Origin of the sequence: Winogradskyella aurantia, from assembly GCF_002266855.1 — a bacterium.
Taxonomy (GTDB): Bacteria; Bacteroidota; Bacteroidia; order Flavobacteriales; family Flavobacteriaceae; genus Winogradskyella; species Winogradskyella aurantia.
On the sequence record NZ_NGJN01000001.1, the window covers coordinates 566,032 to 587,937 of the forward strand.

The window sequence follows — 21,906 nt, forward strand, 5'->3', positions numbered from 1 at the left end:
GCAGAAGGAAAACAGCCAACAAAAGTAAAAAGAATTTAAGCAGATAAAAATAAAAAGAGTTCTATTTTGAAGGTAGAATCCATTGGTGGTGTTTAAAATGCATCCAATGTTCAGCAGCTAAATCCACTTCTGGGTCTATAAGCTGTTTTAAGGGTTTCCCGTTTACACTGGTATAAACTCTAGCAAAAACCTTCACGGATTGCCCTTTTTCTTCATAGACCTTTTTTAGGCGTTGTGCAAACTGCCAGATAAAGTCTGGTTTTGTGCTTAAGTTGTGTTTTTGTTTTCTACTTAGATAATCATCGAGATTTATGGGAATTATCTTATTAGTGGCCTTATCAACCACCGTAAAACTCGCAGTACCATTTTTTGCCCTTAGCATCATTCGCCAGGCCAAGCGATGACCTTCTTCAGTCCAGAGCACGTCATCCTTAAAAAAATGATGCCTTAGTGGCAAAGCCACTTGAACCAAAAAATAAATGATTAAAATACCGGTTAAAACCCTAGAGTCCCTCGGTATTATGATTTCCCCAGAATTGTAATAAGGCTTCTTTTTCAAGAATAGATTTTTGATGGTTTTAGGATCAAAAAAGAATAGACAAAAAGCTAAGGACAAAAATGGAAATATACCAATATGGAAAACGACTGAATTAAAGATATGGAAGAAGATAGAACCAAAAAATGCCACGGTTCGAGTTGGCCTAAAAAGTAATAGGGGAATAATTAAGCCGTCAAATAATATCCCACCATAGGCTATGAAATAATGAAGGCCCTGGGTTTGTAAAACCTCACCTATTATGGGAAAGTGTGCTTTGTTTTTCATTAATAAGGCAACGACTGAGGTGTCCAGCCAATCCGGGTAAATTTTGGCAATGGAGGCATAGGTGTATAAAATAAAAAGTTGAATGACAAAGAACCATTTGCACCAACTGGGCATTGAAATTTTCTTGAGCTGCGGATTCAACTTGGCATCTATAGAGGCGTAGTGATGCGCAGGCATAAATACCATGGCAAAACTGAGAATAAAAAGAAGATAATAATGATTGTTGTAGGAGGATTTTTGCATAAGGTATGTGGCGGTCCACATAATACCGAACATCAACATACTGAAACGGTATTTGTAACCAACCATGATAAGCAGCCCAAATACACCCATGACAAGATAATACACATACATCCAATTGCCTGGTAGCGGCTGTAGCCATTCAAACCCAATGAAAGAAAAAGTAAATTCTGGTTCTACCATGACCCGCCTTACCCAGCCTGTTATTATGGCTCCAACCGATTCTAAAAAACACAGAAGGCCAAATACCATTCTAAATACAACAAGACCTGAATTGTCTATATGTTTAAATAGAAACCTATTCATCTAATTTCGAAATAACGGCTCTAGCCTCTGCCATATCCACTTCCAGTTGTTTTTTCAGAGCATCCAAATCCTCAAACTTTTTTTCATTTCGCAAGCGCTTTAAAAAGCTAATACGCAACTTAAGATTGTAAATATCTTTATTAAAATCGAAAAAATGGACTTCTAGGGAACGGGACTTTCCATTTACCGTAGGATTGGTACCAATATTCATCATGCCGTGTACTTTATCATCATCAATAATGGATTGCACAACGTAGACCCCGTCACCTGGAATTATTTTATAGGATTCCTTAATGTTAATATTTGCCGTTGGAAAGTCTATGGTCCTTCCTATTTCCTTGCCCTTTACCACAACTCCCGTAATAAAAAAATTGTAGCCTAAATAAGCATTGGCTATGTCTACTGAACCCTTTTCTAAGGCTTTTCTAATTTTGGTGGAGCTTACCGTTACATGGTCTATGTCCTGTGCTGAAATTTCCTCAACCTTAAAACCATACGCTTTACCATGTTGTTTCAAATCATGAATATTCGCACTGCGGTTTTTGCCAAAATGATGATCATAGCCAATAACAATGATTTTAGAATTAAGTTCATCAACCAAAATACGTTTTACATAATCTTGTGCGGACAGATTGGCAAATTCCTTGGTAAATTCTTTAACCACAACATTTTTAATACCGAAGGATCTAAGGATTTCAACCCGTTCATCTATCGTGTTTAAAAGCTTTATGGATTCATCGCCAAAAAGTACCATTCTGGGATGTGGAAATAGAGTTAAAACGGTTGATTCAAAACCGTTTTTTTCAGCTAGATTATTGACTTGTTGAACTATTTTCTGATGTCCAATATGAACACCATCAAATGTGCCTATTGTTGTAACTTTTTCAGATTTAGCGGTCAATTACAAGAATTTTATTAAATGTTTAATAAAAATATGGAGTTTTCATGAAAAATTTTTAGATTACTTTCCGCAAATTTTAAAACTTAATCCATGAAGACAAAACTACATTTTGTTTTAGCATTAACCATGATTTTAACTGTATTTTCTCTAGGTGCCCAACAAGGGTATTGGCAGAAAACAGACAAATCAAATGAGAATCTTGGTTTAAATATTAGCTCCTTAAACGAAAAATTTTACGAAACGTTTCGATTAGATTTGAGTGCGCTAAAGGCACAACTCGCCAACGCACCACTTCGCAACGTTACCACAAATTCATCAGTACGTATCTCACTACCAAGCTTAAAAGGGGATACTCAAGAATTTATGGTCTTTGAGGCACCGGTGTTATCTGAAGAACTTTCCTTGGAGTTTCCAAATATTAAAACTTATGTTGGGTTTAGCTCTAGTGAACCTGGCACTCGAGCAAGATTCAGTATTACACCACAAGGTTTGCAGACTATGGTCACCTCTGCTGACGGTCCAATGGAATTTATTGCACCTATTACTAAGGGGAATACCTCCAATTATGTGCTTTATTCTAGAGACGCAAGATTGACGAGTACTAAAGATTTTGAATGTTTAACAGATGCTGAATTCTTTCCAATGAATCGTGAAGCACATATGAACAGAGATGCTAATGATCAGGTTTTAAGAACCTTTAGAATTGCAATTTCCACAACAGGAGAGTACACCAATTTTTGGGATGATGGCAATAATGCTAACGGTAATGCGCAGCAAGATGCTTTAGCCCAAGTAGTTTCCACTTTAAATAGAAATAACGAAGTTTTCGAGGTCGATATGGCGGTTACCTTTACCTTGGTTAGTGGCACAAATATTATTTATCCTAGTGCAGCTACGGATCCATACACTGGCAGTTTCAATTCGCAGTTGCAAACCACCTTAACGAATAATGTTGGTGAAGCCAATTATGATATTGGTCACCTATTTAATTTTGGGGGCAATAATGGTAATGCCGGTTGTATTGGCTGTGTTTGCGTTGACGGGCAAAAAGGAAGCGGATTTTCATCTCACTCTTTTTTAGACAATGACGGCGGACCTTACATGTCTGATTTTTTTGATATCGATTATGTGCCTCACGAAATAGGTCATCAAATGGGTGCTAACCATACATTTTCGTTTGGAAGTGAAGGTACAGGTGTTAACGCTGAGCCAGGAAGTGGAACGACTATAATGGGTTATGCTGGTATTACCGGCCCTAACGACGTGCAAGATCATTCCGATCCTTATTTTCATTATTACAGTATTTTACAAATCTTAAATAACCTACAGAACAGGACATGTTGGGTGGGTACGGCTATTGCGAATAATCCACCTGTCGCAGATGCTGGATTAGATTATACCATTCCTGCAGGAACAGCCTTTGTATTAAAAGGTGCCGCAACAGATCCTGATGGTGGGGATGCACTAACCTATACTTGGGAACAGATCGACAATGGAGTCACCACATCCTCTAATTTTGGACCTGATAAAACATCGGGTGCGGTATGGCGATCTAGACCGCCAAATACCTCCCCTAACCGATTTATGCCTTTTGTAGAGCGCGTTATTAGCGGACAATTGACAGAATCAAACCCTGTTGAAACTATAGATAACTCAAGCTGGGAAACCGTATCAAACGTTGGGAGAACATTAAATTTTGCTCTAACCGTAAGAGATCGTAGTGAAGCTAATGGGGTGGGGCAGACACCGCAAAGCAGTTATGATACGATGACCGTCACAGTAGATGGGTCTTCGGGACCCTTTGTAGTGACCTCTCAAACAACTAATGAAACCTGGGATGTTGGTTCTAACCAAACCATCACATGGGATGTGGCTGGTACAGATGGGGGTGCTGTGAACACACCAACAGTAAATATTTTACTCTCTGTAGATGGTGGGTTTTCGTATCCATTTACCTTAGCTTCAGACGTACCTAATGATGGTTCAGAAAACATAACAGTTCCGGTAACTGGTGGAGGCGATGTTACAACGGCAAGAGTTAAAGTAGAAGGTAATGATAATATTTTCTATGCTATTAATAGTGCAAATTTCTCGATTCAAGAATCAGAATTTGTATTAGGGTTAGCTGAAAATTCTGTGGATGTGTGTTCACCAGCTGATGCTGTCTTTAATTTTACGTACAATACTTTTTTAGGATTTACCGGTGTCACAACATTTAGTGCCACAGGACTTCCTGCAGGAGCCTCAGCTACATTCAATCCGGCTTCCGCTAGTGCAGATGGCACCAACGTAACGGTTACGGTTTCTGGTATTGGTAGTTTGGCAGTAGGCAATTACCCTTTAACATTCGTAGGAACTTCTGGTTCAATTACTAATTCTGTTGATGTTAATTTTAACACCTACAATGACAATTTTGCAATATTGAATTTACTTACACCATTCAATGGAGCCACAGATGTACCTGCGGATTCAGCAGAATTCTCTTGGTCTCCGGATTCTAATGCAGTTTCTTACGAGATTGATATAGCTACAGATCCTGCATTTGCAAATATTGTTGTCGGAACTGTAGTGGACAACCCTAGTTTTACCGCATCGACGTTAAATACAGTAACGGATTATTTTTGGAGGGTAAGAAGCGTAAATGATTGTGGAATTGGACCTTATTCGCAAGGAAATTTTACAACGGCAAATATCTCTTGTAATATTTTTAGCGCTATGGATACTCCCTTGGGTATACCAGATAACAACTCACAAGGCGTCAGTTCTTTTATCAGTGTACCTACTACATCTTTGATTACAGATATTAACGTTTCAGTGAATATCACCCACACTTATGACGGAGATTTGATCTTGACTTTAATTGCACCAAACGGAACTGAGGTTGTCTTGTCGAATAGAAATGGAGGTAGTGGTGCCAACTATACAAATACAGTGTTTGATCAAGAAGCGACGGAGGCAATTGGAGCTGGAGCACCGCCTTTCTCAGGAGCTTTTATTCCAGATGGTGATTTGAGTATATTGTATGGTACTTTTTCAGGAGGTAATTGGGAACTAAACGTTTCTGACAATGCTGGTTTTGATGTTGGGACCGTCGACAGTTGGTCTATAGAGATTTGTGGCGTTCCTCAAACCGATACAGACAATGACGGTATTCCAGACAGTTCGGATAACTGTCCTGCTATTGCAAATACGGACCAATCGGATTTAGACAATGATAGTATTGGTGATGTTTGCGATGATGATATTGATGGTGACGGCGTACCTAACGCGAATGACAACTGTCCGAATACACCAAATGCCGATCAGGCCGACTCTAACAACAATGGTATTGGAGACGTTTGTGATATAGAATGTGATAGCTTAACTGCAACAGATACACCCATTGCAATTTCGACTACAGGAGGTATTACTTACACGTCTACCATAGATGTCGCGTTTGATTTTGAAATCACGGATGTTAATGTAGGCATTACTATTCCACATACTTTTACAGATGATCTTGATATTTTCCTAACAAGCCCCTCTGGCACTGTAGTAGAATTAAGTACGGATAATGGAGGAAGTGCTAATGATTACATCGATACTGTTTTTGATCAAGAGGCTACAAGCCCTATAACCACAGGGTCTGCACCATTTACTGGGTCTTTTGTTCCTGAAGGTGATTTATCAACTTTATACGGTGAGTTTTCAGCTGGTATTTGGACACTGAGTGTTACGGATGACGCCGGTCAAGATGGTGGTTCTATTGATGACTTTACATTAGAGCTCTGTGTACTAGGGACACTGTCCACTGAAATAGTGTCTTTTAATACTGGTTTTAGTATTTATCCAAATCCGAACAATGGGATCTTCACTGTATCACTGTTTAATCCACAGACAGATAACTTAAGTATTCAGGTCTATGATATTAATGGAAGGCAGATCTATATGCAATCTGTTAATCCATCTTCTGATAACAATTATGAGGTAAATCTTCAGAATGTAGCTTCTGGCATCTATTTAGTGAAAATCAAAGATGGCACGAGTGAGTCCATTAGGAAGATAATAGTTGATTAATGACTAAATAATGACAATAAAAAAAGAGGTGAAATAACCTCTTTTTTTATTTGCCATTAAATTGGTTCATTGTTTCTTTCATTCCAGAAAGCACAAAGGATTTTATGGCTTCTGAAGAGACCTGTAGACGCTCGTCTAATTTCGATAATTCTTCGTCTGACCATTTTCCAAGTACATAATCCACTTGTCGTCCTTTGCTGTAATTATCACTGATACCAAATCTAAACCTATTGTAATTCGTCGTCTGCAATTTATCCTGTATGTCTTTTAATCCATTGTGGCCGCCATCACTGCCTTTGGTTTTTAATCGTATAGTACCAAAAGGTAAATTAAGGTCATCTGTTAAAACCAAAAGATGGTCCATAGGAATTTTTTCCTTATCCATCCAATACTTTACGGCTTTACCGCTCAGGTTCATATACGTGTTAGGTTTTAAAAGAATAAGTGTTCGTCCTTTTAATTTCACTTTGGCGATATCGCCAAGTTTTAAGGTTTCAAATGTAGATTCATAATCCTTTATGAAATGGTCTAGGATATTGAAGCCAACATTATGTCGTGTATCAGTATATTCATTACCAATATTTCCTAACCCAACTAATAAGAACTTTTTCATAACATCTTCTGCTGAGGTCTGAAGTGGTTTAGATAGACCTAACCATTGTTTAAGTTGCTTTAACATGAATTCATTTTTGTAAAACTAAAAAAAGCATTCTGGAATAGAATGCTTTTTTAAAATTTCGTCTAACGAATCCGTTATTTATTCTTGAGCATTATCTGCTGGAGCTTCTGCAGTAGCTTCAGTTGCTCCTTCTGCAGTCTCTTCAGATTCTTCACCTTCTTCCTCGTCTTCAACATCGACGATAGCCAGTCTGCTTCGTCTTACTTGACACACCACAATATTATCTGGGTGCATAAACTTGTAATCATCACTTTCAATTTCATTGATATAGAGCTTGGTACCAATTTTAAGCGGTGTAATATCTACTTCAATAAAATCTGGTAATTTAGAAGGTATGGCTTTAACTCTAAGTTTACGATAAGGCATTCTTAAGTTACCACCATTTAAAACACCTTTGGAAACACCTACTGTTTTTACAGGAATTTCCATAGTGATTTCTTTATCCTCATGGATTTCATAAAAATCTATATGAAGAATTCTATCCGTTACTGGATGAAACTGTATGTCTTGCATTACGGCATTGTACGTTTCACCATTATCTAGGCCAATTACAACTGTATGCGCATTTGCGGTGTATACAAGTTTTGAAAAAGCCAATTCAGGTGCAGAGAAATGTAATGGCTTATCTCCTCCGTATAATACGCAAGGAACCTGACCAGCATTACGTAAGGCTTTTGTTGACTTTTTGCCCACGCTTTCTCTTTGAGATCCATTGATTGTAATTGATTTCATTTGAAATGTTTTATTTATAAATAATTAAATTCCTCATTTTGAGGGCTGCAAATTTATAAATATAATATGAAATACCTAGTGTTTTGCCTTTGTTTTTTATGGGGGCAAGCGCAGGTTTAATTCACAGACGCCAATTTTTAGCTCAAGTTACGCCTACAGTATGAATTTACTGCTTATGGATTTATTGTGATGAACGTTATACATCACCTCGGCAAATAAATTTGCACAGCTTAAAACCTTAAGTTTAGTGCTCTCTTTGGTCAATGGAATAGAATTAGTCACAATCAGCTCTTCTAGTTTAGAGTTCTCTAATTTTTCATAGGCATTTCCAGAGAGAATCGGATGCGTACAAATGGCTCGAACACTTTTTGCCCCGCGCTCCATCATTAGGTCCGCTGCTTTTGTTAGGGTTCCTGCCGTATCTACCATATCGTCAACCAAAACAACATTCTTGCCCGTAACATCACCAATTAATTCCATATGCGATATGACATTGGCCTTTGCGCGTTGTTTGTAACAGATAACAACATCGCTTTGAAGAGCTTTTGAATAAGTATACGCACGTTTAGAACCGCCCATATCAGGGGAGGCAATGGTTAAATTGTCTAGATTTAAACTTTTTAAATAGGGAAGAAATATGGTTGAGGCAAATAAATGGTCAACCGGTTTTTCAAAAAACCCTTGGATCTGATCGGCGTGCAAATCCATGGTAATAATTCGTGTGGCCCCTGCAGATTCTAACATCTTTGCCACTAATTTTGCCGCAATGGGCACTCGTGGCTTATCCTTTCTATCTTGTCTGGCCCATCCAAAATAAGGCATCACAGCAGTGATATGACGTGCTGAAGCGCGTTTAGCGGCATCAATCATCAACAACATTTCCATTAAGTTTTTTGGGCCAGGATGCGTCGACCCGATAATAAAAATGCGCGTGCCTCTAATAGATTCTTCATAAGAAGGTTGAAACTCCCCATCACTGTATGTAGATGTAATAACATTTCCTAATTTTACGCCGTAAGCGGCAGCAATTTCCTCTGCTAAGTATCGGCTTTGAGTACATGTAAAAATCTTAGCTTCAGCTGGTTCGTGTGGCATTTTTATTTGTGTTTTACTGGGTTGATGACTCTTAAAAAGTAAAGGTCAAAAGTAGAAAAATAATTAACTCGCAAAAAGATAAAAGGTAGTATTTTTGATTGCTCCGCGGAAAATATTTTATATTTTTGCTATCCGAAAATTGCTCAAGTGGCGGAATTGGTAGACGCGCTGGATTCAAAATCCAGTTCTTTCGGGAGTGTGGGTTCGATTCCCACCTTGAGTACAAACATATCTTAAAGTATTCTAATAAGAAACGAGCTCCCTATGAGGAGCTCGTTTTTTATGTTAAAGATTTTACAGGACTCTTAGTTTTAAAAATAAATTCGGATAACCGCATTGGTGGTGAGTCCTAACGAAAATCTAGAAAATCCATTTACAGTGTCATTCTCTCCAACCCTAAAATAATTGCTGATGGTGTTTTCCCTGTTGGTTATGTTCCATACCGAAGCACCAATTTCTGAGCGGAAGGCGTCACTTATTCTGAACTTGTAAATTGCCGAGGCATCTAGTCTCAAATAATAAGGTAACCGCCTATTGTTTGCACTATCAAAATTTACCGAGTTATTTTCAATTTCATTGCCCGCTAATGGTATGGAAGTCGGTTTGCCGGTTCTATAGTTGATACCTGCCGATATATTCCAAGACTTATTACTGTAGGTACTTCCTAAGGTAATGGAGTGGGTGATGTCAAAATTACTTGGAAATTCTAGCTCTTCCAATGCTTCAAAGGTATAGGTGTTGTTGATGTATGAATAGCTCAACCAACTATTAAAGTGTTTGAACTTTTTTCGGCATAGCAGCTCAAAACCGTAAGCGTCATACTGGCCTTTTTCCTTTTCGAATTCATACTTTGTTGTAAACTCTTGGCTTTGCGTGGTTATGCCATTTACATTTTTGTAGTACGCTTTAGCATCAAAAAGCCACCCCCCATTTTTGTACATTATGCCAACTGATGCTTGTTTACTTTGTATTATGGGTATGCTGTCATTATCTGTGAGTTGCCATCGCCTTTTCTCGATTCCTAGAAAATCGTTTTGGAAGTTAACGATTTGTGACGTGTTTTGATGCTTAAATTCCCCCAAAGCCTCAATTTGAATATGGTCCCCTATGGCTTTTCGGACACTCACTCTGGGTTCAATAATTAATTTATCAAATTTGGTAAGATAGTTAACCCGCATACCTCCTCTAACCGAAAAATCCTTATTTGAACTGGTATACCAAGCTTGACCAAAAGCCCCATGTTCTCTTAAAATTTCTTCATCGCGTCTTACAAATCTAGGTAAGTCAACATCGTTTAGATTAATGACTTCGGTTTCTGTAAAACTGTAGCCAAGTTTTAATTGCCAAAGGTTTTTTCTGTAGATATTTTCTAGCTTAATACTCGTTTCTGAAACAACGTTTTCTTGCAAAAAGAGTTGTCCTTCCAAAACATTAGCATTTATAGCCTGTAACTTATACTCGCTATTGTAAATAACCAAGTTGGTGGCAAGTGCGTCATTCCATTTCCGTTTGTAGTGTAATCCCGCTGCAATACTATTTTGGGACACACTACTTTCCTTGGTTTGCAGGGCATCCTCAATACTTGCTGTTTCATTAAAGCTCAAATCACTGTTTGTTAATATAAAGTTGAGTCTAATGACATCGTTTTCTGAAGGCTTGTACAACCAACGCAGTGAGGTGTCAAAGAAATTAAAATCCTGATTGGAGTTAGTCACCTCCGAAATATTATTTTCGGCCTCAGTGGCTTGGGTTACCCGATCAAAATACACTTCATAGGTCGGTGTTCTAATAAAATCATCTATAGATTTCCTGGAGGCAATCTGTAACGATGATTTTTGACCGATGGGGATATCAGTAAAAAGTTCAGCATTTAGAAAATTCAATCCAAAAGTACCTTTAAATTTTGAATTTAGGTTATGGTCGGTTTGCATATGGATCGTGCCAGAAACACCATCGGTAAACGCAACATCGGTCCCGTTGTTGAGCACGCTAGCAGTCTGGGTCATATGAGGGTTAAAACTTGAAATTAGCCCGAAGAATTGACCTGTCTGATACATTTTAATGTCGTCCCAAAGAATAAGATTTTGATCGTGTGAACCACCTCTAATGTTTAAATTTGAAACCGTTTCATCAACGCTTAATATGCTGGGCAAAGCTTGTACGGTTTGAAGGACATCAGATTCGATCAAACCCGGCAAAAGACTAAATCTTTTATAATCTATAGATGTGCTCCAATCTTGTTTTTTGTCTATACCTCTAACCAAATAGGCATCGATTAATATTGGCGTTATCATCTCTTGTTGCTCTAGTAGTTTTATGCTATCGCATCTCTCTAGGTTAAAGAACCTAGCCTGGCGTTCAATGGTTTTAAATCCAATATGCCTTATAATTATTTTATCTTCTAAAGATGAAAGGGGTATCTCAAAATAGCCATTTTCATCGCTAACGGTATATTGTGAATTGCTTTGTATCGTTGCGCCTTCAAGCGGTTCCGCGGTGCGTCCATTTTCAATATATCCACAGAGACGTATGGCTTTGGATACGGCAATCACCATGTCGCTTATAGGATTGAAAGTTAAATTAGTTTGTCTTTCAAGATGCTTTAATTTATCTGAAAGTTTCAGCTTTTCCTGTGGTGGAAAAACCTTTAAACCTTCAAGAAGGCTACTTTCATAGTTAAAAGTAACGGCATGAATTTCAGAAATTTTATTTAAAACTTCTGTAATAGGCACTTTTTGTGTGGTGTCTTGTCCCTGTAACGTATAGCAGGCAAGTAAACTAATAAAAACAGGTATGAGAAAATTAATCTTGGGCATTCCTTATGATAACCTCGTTATTAGTTTGAATAGAGTAGGTTAAATTAAGGGGTTGAGTTATCTGTTTAAGGGCATTTTCTAAATTATTGAGCTCAAAAGCACCTGTGAACTTTATGGTGTTTTGGGTTAGGTTATTGACTTTAATATTGTATTGACGTTCTAGTTCTGATAGTACATCACTCAGGTTGGCATTTTCAAAAACGCTCATATGATTAAGCCAATGTGGTTCTGTAATTATGAGCTTAGACGTTAGGGCATTATCAGCCACTAAGGTAAATTCGCTACCTGCCGGCAACTTAATGGTGTCATTTTTATAGCCTACCTGCACAAGACCTTCATAACAAGATACTTTAAACAGACTATCCCTAGAGATTACATTAAATTCAGTTCCTAAAACACGTACCACACCGTTAGTGGTTTTAACTTCAAAGGTCTTACCTTTTTCAACATCAAAGAAAGCTTCTCCGTTGAGTTGTAGCAGTCGTTTTTTATCCCAATGGTTAGTGTCATACACTAATTGGGAAAGCTCATTAAGACTTACCTTGGAATTATCAGGTAGTATGACCTCGTTGGTTTCATTTGCCAATGTTCTTAGAGTGGTTTCACTATCGTTTAAAAATGTAAAATAAATAATACCAAAAGCCACCACGACAATACTTGCAATTTTTAGTAGAGGTGAAAACCAAGCTAAGGATTTAATAGGTTTTTGTGTTTCATAATAGCCTTGCTTAAAGGTTTCAAAATCTGATAATTCAGAATGATGAGATGCTTTAAATTGTTTGGCAAAGTCAACGATATAGGCATTAAAGTCAGCATCGTCCAACTTTTCAAAGTCCTGTTTCTCAGATGCGGATAGCTCATTTTTAAGCCATTTTTTTAGTAACTCGTCCTTATTCATTGGGTGCGTATTTAATAGTATAACAACTTCATTGTCATTTCTCCTGAATTATTTTAATTTAAATGCTTCAAGCTTTTCCTTTAAAACCTTAAAAGCACTGTAAATCCTATATTCTACCACTTTCTGGGTTATGTCTAGCATTTGGGCAATTTCTTTATGGGTTTTACCTTCCACTTTACTGAGCAGAAATGCTACGCGCTGTTCTTCGGAGAGGGATTCTAGAACCTTTTGGTAGCGTTCTGCAAACTGCTCTTTTTCTAAAATAAATTCGGGGGTTTCGTAGCTGTGCTTTACGGGTTTGCTCTTTTGGTACTTTAGCACTACTTTTTGATGCTTAATTTCGTTTAAGGCTAAATTATTGGCTACCGTAAACAAAAAAGACTTGGCTTTATCGAGTTGTACCTTGGTGCAGTTATTCCATAACTTTATAAATGCCTCCTGTGCCTTATCGTCGGCGTTTACTTGTGAACCGTATTTGTAATAAATGAAGTTATGAAGATCATGGCCTAAGGTGTTGTATATGCGATTAAAAACGCTTTCGTCACAAATATTTTCAGATATACTCTCTTTCACAAAAGATGGTTTGGAGCTAAAAATAATATTTTTTCATGGTATAATCGGGAGATTTCATAATTGGATTGTTTTATATAAAAAGACAATTAAAAAACCTTCAATAAAATATTATAATATCCTCTGAAGAGAAGTCGTAGGGTTACATGCTGTAAGTGGCAAGACCAGGAGCCTAAGAAAAATATTTCATTACGAGAGTAGCTTGTGCGTTTTGGCAATGCCAGGTTGGGAGGTAATAAACTAATAACGAGCTTAATGCCATGTTGAGAAACTTTGAAAAACAATATACAAATTTACTTGTGAGCCGTATCGTTCAATTAAAGGAAAACGAATTTTTCGTTTACAAAAATAAGGTGCTTCAGCTGAGATTATTAAGGGTCCAAAACCCAAACGATAAAGTCATTACGCTTAAACATTCTATCGCAGAAACACGTTACAGACAATTGAAGAAAACTACTCAAGACTTAAGGCGTTTAGAGATTAGGCTAAAAAAAGTTGAAAATATTTCAGGAGAATGATAACTATAGTTGTTATATAATAAACGGAGAAACAAAACAATTTATTTAAACTCAATTAATTATGAAAATTCAATTTAAAAAACACCACTTTTTCTTAGGCTTAATGGCATTGCTATTAGTGGCCTCTTGTAGAACCGAAGACGATTTAAGTATTGACCCACCTCAAGAAACGACATTACCGGCCAGTTCGGCCTTGGCTATGCAAATGCAAAACGTGGCCATGAATGACGGCTCAGTAGACAATATCGTTTACAACGCCAATTGCTTTACGATTCAGCTTCCTGTTACAGTCACTATCAATAGTGTTGTAATTACTATTACAGATATTGGCGATTATGACGATATTGAAGATATATTTGATGAGTTTGATGATGACGATGATACTGTAGAGATAGAATTTCCTATAACCATTATCCTTTCAGACTATACTGAAATTGAAATTAATAGTCTAGACGAGTTAGAAGATTATGCTGATGATTGTAATGGTGAAGATGAAGATGATGATGACATAGAATGTATAGATTTTGTATATCCTATTACAGCCTCGGTATTTAATACTAACAATGAGGTTTTAGCAACTGTAACTTTTACAAGCGATAGTGAGCTTTATGAGTTTCTTGACGACATAGATGAAGATGACCTTGTAGGTTTCGAATTCCCTATAAGCATTGTAATTTCTGACGGCAGTGAGATTGTCATTAACAACTTTAATGAGCTTGAGGAAGCTATAGATAATTATGACGATGACTGTGATGAAGACGACGACTACGATTATAATGATGATGACTGTGATGATTGTACACCAAATCAATTAGAATCTGTTTTAACATCATGTGCTGATTGGTATATAGACGACTTAGAGCGTAACGATGAGGATTTGGAAGACAATTATAGCGGGTACCTATTTAATTTCTTTGACGACAATACGCTAACAGTTACCTGGGATGACGAGACCGTCGATGGCACATGGTCTATTAGTGGAACAGGTAACAACATTACTGTAATTTTTGATATTCCTGGATTTGATGACATCAATGACACTTGGAATTTACAAGAAATTGAAGTAGAGAGTGACGATGATGACGATGATAATGAAAGGGAAGTGAGCTTTGAAATTGGAGATGATGACGAACTGGAGTTTAAAAATGATAACTGCAACTAAAACTTAGAAAACTATAATTATGAGAAAAGGACCTTTTTACAGCGCTTTGTTAGCATTAAGCTTTATGCTAATATTATCTTCCTGTTCAAGTGACGATGACGGCAACAGCCCAAGCAACAACCTGCAACAGATAGCACAGATTGAAAACGACGTAGAGTCAGGCACATGGCGAATCACAAATTTCAATGACTCAGGTCAGGATGAAACTTCAGATTTCGCAGGATATGATTTTACATTTAATTCCAATGGCACCCTAGTGGCTACGAACGGATCTAATACCCAAAACGGGACTTGGTCTGTAACAGATGACGATGATAGTGATGATGACAGTAGTAGTGACGATGATGATATTGACTTTAATATTTTCTTTCCAGTGCCCGATACCAATGATTTTGAAGATTTGAATGACGATTGGGATATCGTTTCAGCCTCATCGACTAAAATTGAACTGAGGGATGTCAGTGGAGGTAATGGAGATATTGATTTACTGACCTTTGAAAAGAACTAATGGAAAAGGCCTTTATACTTGAATAAGGTGACAGTAATTTTAAGATTTAAATTATTGGATTAATTGGAAGCTAGCCATAGTAATATGGTTGGCTTTTTTCTTTAAAGGAACTTCTGTCCAAATTAAATCAATTAAGGTGGACCCATATTATTTTAGAGTTATAAATGCGCCATGCTTTTTCGAAGAGATTAATAAAAATTGTACTTTTGAAATCAACCCAAATAATAGACTATGCTTAACGATTTTTGGTTTAATGTGTCCTATGGCATTAATCACGTGCTTGATTTAAACGGTTATGACCACGTGCTCTTTTTAATGGTATTGGCTGTGCCTTATTTGTTCAAGGACTGGAAACGGATCCTTATTTTAGTTTCAATGTTCACTCTAGGGCACACATTTTCTTTAGTGCTAGCAGCATATGGTATAGTTAAGGTTAATGCCAACCTAGTTGAGTTTTTAATCCCTATAACAATTATAATTACTGCCATTTACAACGTTTTTACAGCGGGTAAAAAGGATAAGGGTAAGTCTGCAGGCCCCTTGTTTTTTGCGTCATTATTTTTTGGACTAATCCACGGCTTGGGCTTTGCACGAGAGTTTAGAATGTTTGCAGGTGAGTCGTCAAACAAAATAGAGTTACTTGTTGAATTTGCTCTAGGTATTGAAATTGCTCAAGTTATTATTGTTTTTGTGGTATTGTTTTTAGGTTTATTGTTTCAAACCCTATTTAGATTTTCGCGTAGGGATTGGATAATGGTAGTCTCCTCTATAGTTATTGGTTTGGTTATTCCTATGATTTTTGGGAGTGAACTGTTAAACTAAGTTCTAAAGTTTGGTAAAACTTTAACTTCAAGTACGTTGTCTATAAAATACTATCCTTTTATCTTCGTTAATAAGGGAATACGTTTCTACAAATAAATTTTTAATGCCAGAAAAGAAACAATTACGATATGACAAGGCCTATTTGAGAATTGCCAATGAATGGGGTAAATTATCCCATTGCAAACGCAAGCAGGTTGGTGCTCTAATCGTAAAGGACAGGATGATTATTTCCGATGGCTATAATGGCACACCTACTGGATTTGAAAATTATTGTGAAGATGACGAAGGCTACACCAAGTGGTACGTGCTTCATGCAGAGGCCAATGCTATTTTAAAGGTGGCCTCCTCGACCCAATCTTGTAGAGGTGCAACCTTATACATAACCCTATCACCCTGCAAGGAGTGTAGTAAGTTGATTCACCAAGCCGGTATAGTGCGCGTGGTTTATCATCATGGTTATAAGGATGACTCTGGCTTGCAGTTTTTAAAGAAAGCAGGCATAACCTTAGACCAAATCAAAGACCTTAATGCCTAATGACCACAAAAAATAAATACATTCCCTTAATTATTGGAGTCGCCATAGCTGCTGGTGTTTTCATTGGAGGTAAACTAAATTTTACAGATACTTCAGACCGTCTTTTTACAACTAACAGCAAAAAGGATAAACTCAATAGGCTTATTGATTATATAGACTATGAATACGTTGATGAGGTAAATACAGATAGTATAGTAGATGTCACCGTAAACGGTATTTTAGACAATCTCGATCCGCATTCTACCTATATTCCCAAAGAAGATTTGCAACGCATTAGCGAAAACATGAAAGGTGATTTTGTAGGTATTGGGATCAACTTTTATCCATACAAAGACACCATTGCGGTAATTAAACCAACGGCTGGTGGTCCAAGTGAGCGTGCTGGAATAATGAGTGGAGACCGTATTCTCATGGCAGATGGGGACACCCTTTTTGGGCGCACCATTACCAACGACCTTATCGGGCAAAAGCTCAAAGGTGATAAGAATACCAGTGTAAAACTCACGGTCTATAGAAAGGGTGAGGACCAGTTGTTAGAGTTTGATGTGCGCCGCGAGGATATCCCTATAAAAAGTATAATAGCATCTTATATGTTGACCGATGAACTAGGTTATATTAAGATGAATAGATTTGCCGAATCTACCTTTAAGGAATTTAAGGAAGCACTCGATGAGCTTAAAGACCAAGGCGCCACTAAATTAGCCCTGGATTTAAGAGACAATCCCGGCGGTTTCTTGGGGATAGCAGAACAAATAGCCGATGAGTTTCTTGAAGATGATAAGTTAATTTTATTTACACGTGACAAGAATGGCAATGAAGAGCGAACTTATGCCACTAAAAGAGGAGATTTTGAGGACGGAGAGCTTTATATCCTAATCAATGAAAATTCAGCTTCGGCAAGTGAAGTTATTGCTGGTGCACTTCAAGACAACGATAAAGGTATCATTGTAGGTAGGCGGTCCTATGGGAAAGGTTTGGTACAGCGAGAAATGGCATTAGGCGATGGCAGTGCTGTGCGGCTTACCGTGTCTCGATATTACACACCTACGGGTCGTTCAATACAACGGCCTTATACCAATGGAGATAACGAATCGTATTACAATGATTATTTCAAACGCTTACGTACAGGAGAGTTAGCAGACGAAGATAACATTGAGGTCGAGGATTCTTTAAAGTTCACAACACCTAAAGGAAAAGTGGTGTATGGTGGCGGAGGCATAATCCCAGATGTTTTTGTACCTGTGGATAGGGCTTTTGAAAATGAAACCATGAATTTCCTCAGGCGCAGAGGCCATTTCGGATACTTTGTTTTTGAACTATTGGATAAGGATAGAGACCAGTATTCCGATTTATCGAAGTATGATTTTATTAATAACTTTAAGGTAAGCGACGATATTGTGGTGAGTTTTCAAGATTTTGTGAATACTCGCGAAGGCACAAGTTTTAGTTTTGTGGCTTATTATGATGAAATACGTCGATTGATTAAAGCTACTCTTGGCCGTCAGCTATTTGATGAAAATGCTTTTGAAGAAATCATCAATAAAGAGGATATTATGGTCGAGGAGGTTATTCTGCTAAGTACTGAATACCCTAATTTTAGGCAATAACTTTATCGTGTACCTTGGTGTGCTTGCCGTTATTCCACATAGTGAGAATATCCGTTGCCACTTGAGCGCCACTGCCACAGGCTATGGCAAACTGACTTCGCCACCCTGCTAGCGTACCTGCAACATATAAGCCTTCCTTTATTTTGTGATCGTGGTTTTTTAACCAAATCCTATTCTTTTCTTCCGCTGCCCTTGGATGGGCCTCAATGAATGCATCTAGTCCTTTAATCGTCATAAGGTTGGTATACCCAACGGCAATAACGACAACTTTTGTTTGGTATTGCTGCTTGTTGGTTTCAACAATGTAACCTTCGGTAGCTGGCAAGATTGATTTAACCTTCTCTTTTTCAATTTGTGAAACCTTAGGATATAAGTCCTTAAGCTGCTGTTTTCCCTTTTCCAATAAATCTTTACCTAAGGTACCGGGCTCAAGACCTAGAACATTATTGAATAGGGCATTCTGTAAGTGTGATGATTTTTGATGGGCTATCAGACCTATTTTTTTATTGTATGCATAGGCCTTATCTAGGGCAGAACCCAAAACAAGCGCACAAGACATACCTGCCGCACCACCACCTATGATCAAAGCATCAAAATTCATTTACGCTTCTTTTGAAGAGCCTCAATCTTTTTAGATAGTCTTAGGGTTTGCAATAAGATAATGGCACATAGACCAGCGATAATAGATAGAACAGCCGAGAAACTTTCCCCCGTTAAAAGGGCATTGAAGTCAAGTTTTGTGGCATTGAATATAATTAAGATTACAGCTAAAATGTTTAAAATAAGAGTGGCTATTTTCATGGTATATCAATTCAAGGTTACTAATTAAGCTCTGTGGGTATTCAACATGTAGAATCCATCGCACTTTCTTTTGCAAAGATAAAGGTTGTAAACGGCTTTATGAAATAGATTCCATTAAAGGAATAAGGCCTTAATATTATGTGCGAATAATTTAACTGCAATAGCCAATAAGATCACTCCGAATACTTTCCTAATAATCTTAATGCCATTTGCACCAATAACACGCTCAATTTTGGCTGAGGTTTTTAGTACGATGTAAATAACCACCACATTACTAATTACAGCCACTATTATGTTTTCAATGGCAAATTCAGCACGCAAGGAGAGTAGGGTAGTTAAACTTCCAGGTCCAGCAATAAGTGGAAAAGCCAAGGGAAACACGGATGCAGTAATGGCGTTGTGGTCGTCATCTTTGTACAAGGTTATGCCCAAAACCATTTCAATAGCTATAAAAAAAATAACGAAGGCACCTGCCACAGCAAAGGAATTAACATCAACACCAATAAGGCTGAGGATGCTTTTCCCCAAAAACAGGAACATAATCATGATAAGACCGGCTATAATTGAAGCTTTTTCACTTTGAATATGACCTACTTTCTTTCGCAAATCTATAATAATCGGAATGTTGCCAACAATATCTATTACTGCAAACAGCACCATGAACGCTGTAAATATTTCCTTAAAATTCAGTTGCATTGCAAGCCTTTTTAAAATTTGCCGCAAAGGTGCGATTTAATTGCAGATATTCAATATTAAATAACTGTAAACTTTAACTATTTTTGCGATATGTTTCAACTTGGTAAAACCCTGGTTTCGGAAGACATAATCCAGAAGGATTTTGTTTGTAATTTGTCGGCATGCAAAGGCGCTTGCTGCGTTGAGGGCGATGCAGGTGCCCCCTTGGATAGCGATGAGATAAAAATACTTGAAGACATCTACCCAAAAGTAAAACCATATCTCAGAAAGGAAGGGATTTCAGCCATTGAGGACCAAGGAACGCATGTCACTTCTGATTTTGGCGAATTGGAAACGCCATTGATTGATGGGGCAGATTGTGCCTATGTTATAATGGAAAACAATATGGCCTTGTGCGGTATAGAAAAGGCTTATAATGACGGTAAGATTGCCTTTAGAAAACCAGTGTCTTGTCATTTGTATCCCATTAGAGTTAAGGATTATTCTGAGTTTTCGGCCATTAATTATGATAAGTGGGAGGTTTGTGATGACGCGTGCTCCCTAGGCAAGGAACTGCAAGTGCCAATTTATAGATTTGTAAAGGACGCCCTCATTAGGAAATTTGGTGAAGATTGGTATAAACAATTAGAACAGGTGGCAAAACAGTACTTGAACAAATAATTTTTGGATAAAAAAAATTTTCTTGCCTTATTATGTTCACCATCAATTCACAGTTGGTTTAGGCCATAGGTTTGGGGCTTCCCAAAGCACCTATAAAAACGCTAGGTCTTGGTAAATTTAATAGTGGTATTCCTACAAAAATAATTCTCCCTAAAATTACATAAAACACAGAATATCAGTTAGTTAAAACAAATATTTTTTAAAGACCTCATGGGTGTCCTTGTTTTGGCTTTGTTAAAAACTTGTTGACAATGTTTATAAGATTGTCTTTCATTATCCTTTACATTTTTAAATCTTTGTCAGTCCCAAATCGCTCCAAAAAATCAATGTTTAATAGTCATAAAAAAGTAAAAGAAAATGTCGCAAGCAGTAGAGCCAATTTTAGCAGAAAACAAGGATCGTTTTGTAATCTTTCCAATTCAACACCATGACCTCTGGGAATGGTATAAAAAATCAGAAGCGAGTTTTTGGACCGCGGAAGAAATAGATTTACATCAAGATTTATCGGATTGGTCTTCAAAATTAAATGACGACGAACGCTACTTCATTAAACATATTTTAGCCTTTTTTGCCGCAAGTGATGGAATCGTAAATGAGAATCTAGCAGAGAACTTCGTTAATGAAGTACAGTACAGTGAAGCTAAATTCTTTTATGGTTTTCAAATAATGATGGAGAACATCCACAGTGAAACCTATTCTTTACTCATTGACACCTATGTTAAGGATGAGGTTGAAAAAGACAAATTATTCAACGCCCTAGAAAATTTTCCAGCTATTAAGAAAAAAGCCGATTGGGCATTAAAATGGATTGAATCACCAAGTTTTGCAGAGCGTCTAATTGCCTTCGCTGCTGTTGAGGGTATCTTTTTCTCAGGTGCATTTTGTTCTATTTTCTGGTTAAAGAAAAGAGGTTTAATGCCAGGCCTTACCTTTTCTAATGAGTTAATCTCAAGAGATGAGGGCGTTCATTGCGATTTTGCGGTGCATTTACATAATAAGCATTTGGTAAATAAGGTTCCGAAAGAACGTATTAAGGAGATTATTATTGACGCTTTAGATATTGAGCGTGAATTTATAACAGAGTCTTTACCCGTAAGCTTAATAGGGATGAATGCTAAATTGATGTCTCAATACTTGGAGTTTGTCACCGATAGATTACTAAGTGAGTTGGAATGCGACAAAGTTTACAATACAGCAAATCCTTTTGATTTTATGGATATGATTTCGCTACAAGGAAAAACTAATTTCTTTGAGAAACGCGTTTCAGAATATCAAAAAGCAGGAGTGCTAAACAAGGAGGAGGAGAAAGATAAATTTACTTTCGACGCTGACTTTTAATTGGGTTAGGTCTTTCCAAAAGGCCAAAAAATTCAATGCCTATTCTGTCTCAATCTAACATTGGGGCAGAGTTCTAATAAATTAATTAATCTAACCTAGGTGGGTGTCTGTCCATGTTTGTGTGGTGGACCTTGCTAAAACTA

Annotated in this window: 20 protein-coding genes and 1 tRNA gene; 10 read left to right on the top strand and 11 right to left on the bottom strand. The window is 37.4% G+C overall.

Translation table 11 applies throughout. The features are described from left to right. Positions 1 to 61 precede the first annotated feature (61 nt). A complete protein-coding gene (locus tag CA834_RS02620; protein ID WP_094967101.1) occupies positions 62 to 1,369 on the bottom strand; it encodes an HTTM domain-containing protein in 1,308 nt (435 codons plus the stop codon). Then, complete coding sequence (locus CA834_RS02625; RefSeq protein ID WP_094967102.1) at positions 1,362 to 2,270, bottom strand: bifunctional riboflavin kinase/FAD synthetase; 909 nt, start codon at positions 2,268 to 2,270, stop codon at positions 1,362 to 1,364. The genes CA834_RS02620 and CA834_RS02625 overlap by 8 nt, the downstream gene beginning before the upstream one ends. A 90-nt stretch (positions 2,271 to 2,360) precedes the next feature. On the opposite strand from CA834_RS02625, the gene CA834_RS02630 reads away from it, so the two are divergent. Continuing rightward, the gene (locus CA834_RS02630; RefSeq protein WP_094967103.1) at positions 2,361 to 6,326 is read left to right on the top strand and encodes a reprolysin-like metallopeptidase; all 3,966 of its coding nucleotides are present in this window, start codon (positions 2,361 to 2,363) and stop codon (positions 6,324 to 6,326) included. Between the two features lie 46 nt (positions 6,327 to 6,372). Here CA834_RS02630 and pth read toward each other — a convergent pair whose 3' ends face one another. The 3 genes from pth to CA834_RS02645 all read right to left on the bottom strand — a co-directional run bounded on the left by pth (position 6,373) and on the right by CA834_RS02645 (position 8,832). Then, positions 6,373 to 7,005: an aminoacyl-tRNA hydrolase gene (gene pth / locus CA834_RS02635; protein WP_240507412.1), complete on the bottom strand. Its 633-nt coding sequence runs from the start codon at positions 7,003 to 7,005 to the stop codon at positions 6,373 to 6,375. A gap of 78 nt (positions 7,006 to 7,083) precedes the next feature. Further along, entirely contained in the window at positions 7,084 to 7,737 is a 654-nt protein-coding gene (locus tag CA834_RS02640) for a 50S ribosomal protein L25/general stress protein Ctc (RefSeq protein WP_094967104.1), read from the bottom strand. 153 nt (positions 7,738 to 7,890) lie between these two features. Then, the gene (locus tag CA834_RS02645) at positions 7,891 to 8,832 is read right to left on the bottom strand and encodes a ribose-phosphate pyrophosphokinase (RefSeq protein WP_094967105.1); all 942 of its coding nucleotides are present in this window, start codon (positions 8,830 to 8,832) and stop codon (positions 7,891 to 7,893) included. A gap of 141 nt (positions 8,833 to 8,973) precedes the next feature. Here CA834_RS02645 and CA834_RS02650 point away from each other — a divergent pair. After that, a tRNA-Leu gene (locus CA834_RS02650) sits at positions 8,974 to 9,055 on the top strand. An 88-nt stretch (positions 9,056 to 9,143) separates the two neighbouring features. Here CA834_RS02650 and CA834_RS02655 read toward each other — a convergent pair. From CA834_RS02655 to CA834_RS02665, 3 genes are read right to left on the bottom strand one after another with little or no spacing between them, the layout of a single operon-like run. After that, positions 9,144 to 11,648: a TonB-dependent receptor gene (locus tag CA834_RS02655; RefSeq protein ID WP_094967106.1), complete on the bottom strand. Its 2,505-nt coding sequence runs from the start codon at positions 11,646 to 11,648 to the stop codon at positions 9,144 to 9,146. Then, on the bottom strand, positions 11,635 to 12,546 hold the full coding sequence (locus CA834_RS02660) for a FecR family protein (protein ID WP_094967107.1): 912 nt from the start codon (positions 12,544 to 12,546) through the stop codon (positions 11,635 to 11,637). The genes CA834_RS02655 and CA834_RS02660 overlap by 14 nt, the downstream gene beginning before the upstream one ends. 48 nt (positions 12,547 to 12,594) lie before the next feature. After that, a complete protein-coding gene (locus tag CA834_RS02665; RefSeq protein ID WP_094967108.1) occupies positions 12,595 to 13,119 on the bottom strand; it encodes an RNA polymerase sigma factor in 525 nt (174 codons plus the stop codon). Between the two features lie 257 nt (positions 13,120 to 13,376). Here CA834_RS02665 and CA834_RS02670 point away from each other — a divergent pair, with 257 nt between their 5' ends. The 6 genes from CA834_RS02670 (at position 13,377) to CA834_RS02695 (ending at position 18,268) form a co-directional block, all read left to right on the top strand. Continuing rightward, positions 13,377 to 13,634 carry a hypothetical protein gene (locus CA834_RS02670; RefSeq protein ID WP_094967109.1) on the top strand — a complete coding sequence of 86 codons (258 nt, stop codon included), beginning with the start codon at positions 13,377 to 13,379 and terminating at the stop codon, positions 13,632 to 13,634. Between the two features lie 61 nt (positions 13,635 to 13,695). Beyond that, entirely contained in the window at positions 13,696 to 14,796 is a 1,101-nt protein-coding gene (locus CA834_RS02675) for a hypothetical protein (protein ID WP_240507414.1), read from the top strand. Positions 14,797 to 14,815: 19 nt separating this feature from the next. After that, positions 14,816 to 15,304 carry a hypothetical protein gene (locus CA834_RS02680; RefSeq protein WP_240507415.1) on the top strand — a complete coding sequence of 163 codons (489 nt, stop codon included), beginning with the start codon at positions 14,816 to 14,818 and terminating at the stop codon, positions 15,302 to 15,304. A gap of 231 nt (positions 15,305 to 15,535) precedes the next feature. Continuing rightward, positions 15,536 to 16,126 carry a HupE/UreJ family protein gene (locus CA834_RS02685; RefSeq protein WP_094967110.1) on the top strand — a complete coding sequence of 197 codons (591 nt, stop codon included), beginning with the start codon at positions 15,536 to 15,538 and terminating at the stop codon, positions 16,124 to 16,126. A gap of 103 nt (positions 16,127 to 16,229) precedes the next feature. Then, a complete protein-coding gene (locus tag CA834_RS02690) occupies positions 16,230 to 16,661 on the top strand; it encodes a deoxycytidylate deaminase (RefSeq protein ID WP_094967111.1) in 432 nt (143 codons plus the stop codon). After that, the gene (locus CA834_RS02695; protein ID WP_094967112.1) at positions 16,661 to 18,268 is read left to right on the top strand and encodes a S41 family peptidase; all 1,608 of its coding nucleotides are present in this window, start codon (positions 16,661 to 16,663) and stop codon (positions 18,266 to 18,268) included. Before CA834_RS02690 ends, CA834_RS02695 begins: the two co-directional genes overlap by 1 nt. Here the strand turns inward: CA834_RS02695 and CA834_RS02700 are convergent. The 3 genes from CA834_RS02700 to CA834_RS02710 all read right to left on the bottom strand — a co-directional run bounded on the left by CA834_RS02700 (position 18,258) and on the right by CA834_RS02710 (position 19,765). After that, the gene (locus CA834_RS02700) at positions 18,258 to 18,869 is read right to left on the bottom strand and encodes an FAD-dependent oxidoreductase (protein ID WP_094967113.1); all 612 of its coding nucleotides are present in this window, start codon (positions 18,867 to 18,869) and stop codon (positions 18,258 to 18,260) included. The genes CA834_RS02695 and CA834_RS02700 overlap by 11 nt on opposite strands. Beyond that, positions 18,866 to 19,069, bottom strand: a complete 204-nt coding sequence (locus tag CA834_RS02705) for a hypothetical protein (protein WP_094967114.1) — start codon at positions 19,067 to 19,069, stop codon at positions 18,866 to 18,868. Before CA834_RS02705 ends, CA834_RS02700 begins: the two co-directional genes overlap by 4 nt. A 114-nt stretch (positions 19,070 to 19,183) precedes the next feature. Next, complete coding sequence (locus CA834_RS02710; RefSeq protein ID WP_094967115.1) at positions 19,184 to 19,765, bottom strand: MarC family protein; 582 nt, start codon at positions 19,763 to 19,765, stop codon at positions 19,184 to 19,186. A gap of 90 nt (positions 19,766 to 19,855) precedes the next feature. Between CA834_RS02710 and CA834_RS02715 the strand changes: the two genes are divergently transcribed. Both CA834_RS02715 and CA834_RS02720 read left to right on the top strand, forming a co-directional pair. Next, positions 19,856 to 20,425, top strand: a complete 570-nt coding sequence (locus tag CA834_RS02715) for a DUF3109 family protein (protein ID WP_094967116.1) — start codon at positions 19,856 to 19,858, stop codon at positions 20,423 to 20,425. Positions 20,426 to 20,782: 357 nt separating this feature from the next. After that, complete coding sequence (locus CA834_RS02720) at positions 20,783 to 21,763, top strand: ribonucleotide-diphosphate reductase subunit beta (RefSeq protein WP_094967117.1); 981 nt, start codon at positions 20,783 to 20,785, stop codon at positions 21,761 to 21,763. Positions 21,764 to 21,906: the final 143 nt, after the last annotated feature.